General features: G+C 43.5%; 2 protein-coding genes. Both read left to right on the top strand.

Features of this window, described 5'->3' with window-relative positions:
• On the top strand, positions 1-356 hold a 356-nt coding region (locus KL866_RS06060), incomplete at its 5' end, for a methylenetetrahydrofolate reductase (protein WP_214994012.1).
• A gap of 265 nt (positions 357-621) precedes the next feature.
• A partial coding sequence (locus tag KL866_RS06055; protein ID WP_214994010.1) for a virulence factor BrkB family protein occupies positions 622-1,382 on the top strand: 761 nt, incomplete at its 3' end.

Genomic DNA, 1,382 nt, shown 5'->3' with positions numbered 1-1,382 from the left:
CCATTACACAGTTTTTCTTCGATACCAGTGTATATCTTCGATTCAGAGACCGTGCAGCGGCCGCCGGTGTAGATTTAGATATAGTTCCAGGCATATTACCTGTGACTAACTACCAAACGTTAGTAAGGTTTGCTGGCTTTACTGACGTGCATGTACCGGGTTGGCTACACAAAATGTTCGACGGCCTTGATGCCGACGACCAAGCAACTCGTAACCTGATAGGCGCTAACATTGCCATGGACCAAGTGAAGGTACTGGCAAAAGAAGGGGTGAAGCACTTTCACTTCTATACTCTTAACCGTAGCGAACTGAGCTACGCGATTTGCCATATGCTAGGCTTACGCTCATCTACCTGAGCCCTCTAGGATATGGCTGCTTTAACTTAAGCTGGATTCAAAGCGGCGTATTGTGAAGCTTCACTAGCAGGTGGGCTACTCAAATAATGCGCCTTTTTTAAGAGAAAAATCACAAAGCCTACATTTACCTTTTGCCACTAAGGCCTACCCCAGTTACCATTTAATACTTGGTGTGTTGAACTAACCATACCTTAAAGCCTCACATTAGCATGGCCACTATTTTTGCATTACTTTAGCGGTAAGCAGCGCCTTCAGGAGAAATTGAGTGGATTTAGACAAGGTTAAAACCCTATATAACAATGTTACCCCTCAACTAAGAGAGCTCTTCAGTATTTTTGTAAAACGCTGCAAAGAAGACAATATTACTATTTCTGCTGGGCACTTAGCTTATGTAACATTGTTATCTTTAGTACCTTTCATTATGGTTACTTTCACCATAATGTCAGCCTTTCCCGCGTTCGCCTCGGTTCGAAGTAAGCTAGAGCATTTTGTCTTTAGCAATTTCGTTCCCACCGCTAGTGATGTGGTACACAAATATATGACAGACTTTGTGGGCAACGCCTCGCAAATGAGTGCCATTGGCATCTTGTCACTTTTAGTCGTTGCGTTAATGCTGATATCAAATGTAGATAAAACCCTGAATAGAATTTGGCGTACACAAAGCAACAGGCCCATTGTGTATACATTTGCTATTTATTGGATGGTAATTACCCTCGGTCCTATGCTTATTGGCTCTAGCGTGGTGGTTAGTTCATATTTAACTGGTCTTGCAGCGTTTACTGAAGAGTACACGCCAGGACTGGGTACCTTCTTACTTAGCCTTGTACCAAGCGGCGCAGCCATGCTTGCGTTCACCATTTTATATATGGTGGTGCCGAATAGAAGAGTGTTTGCTCGTCATGCATTTGTAGGCGCCATTGTAGCTACCATTGCTTTTGAAATTACTAAGTCAGGCTTTGCACTTTATGTGACGAACTTCCCTTCGTACGAGCTTATTTACGGCGCCCTTGCGGTAGTGCCTATATT

This window comes from Alteromonas sp. ALT199, from assembly GCF_018619335.1.
GTDB lineage: Bacteria > Pseudomonadota > Gammaproteobacteria > Enterobacterales > Alteromonadaceae > Alteromonas.
Note: the sequence above shows the minus strand (reverse complement) of the source record. Positions and strands in the feature narration are given on the sequence as shown.